This window comes from Brevibacillus sp. YAE8 (assembly GCF_057543335.1).
The window spans coordinates 1-573 of record NZ_BAAIYG010000123.1 but is presented as its reverse complement, the minus strand read 5'-3'; the positions used below and the strand labels follow the sequence as shown (position 1 = coordinate 573).

The 573-nt window shown below is 39.4% G+C and carries 1 protein-coding gene; it reads left to right on the top strand.

The genetic code is table 11. From position 1 onward, the window contains the following. The coding region (locus tag AC27IT_RS27935; RefSeq protein ID WP_487092282.1) for an EAL domain-containing protein at window positions 1-510 on the top strand (510 nt) is incomplete at its 5' end. Window positions 511-573 lie beyond the last annotated feature (63 nt).

The following is a 573-nucleotide window of genomic DNA, read 5'->3' as shown; positions in this document are numbered from 1 at the left end:
GCATGGACGGAGATAAATTTAAAAGCGAGTAAAATAGGGGTGAACGTGTCACCTATTCAGCTGAAGTCCTCACGATTTGTAACGGACATGGAACAAATTTTGAAGAAAACGGGCCTTGATCCGCACTTTCTAGAACTTGAAATCACCGAAAGCGTTATTCAAAACAGTCAAGAATCGAAAAAAGTGCTAAACCGCCTGCGGAGTCTAGGGATAAAAGTGGCGATGGATGATTTCGGAACGTGCTACTCTTCTCTCAGCTATCTTAAACACTTGCCAATCAATACGTTAAAAATTGATAAATCATTTATTGATGACTTAGATGAAGTTGGAAAAGTGCTGGTGGAAACGATTATTCAAATGGGGAAAAAACTTAATTTTGCCCTAACCGCAGAAGGAATCGAAAACGAAGAACAGCTGCAGTTTGTGACGGAACAAGGCTGTCATATCGGTCAAGGCTATCTATTTGATAAGCCGCTTTCTCCTGAGGAAATGAGCCGTTTGTTGAAATGAAGGAAAATCCTATGTACGGAAAGAAGCTCTTTAATAGAGCTTTTTTTATGGTTTTTAATCGTA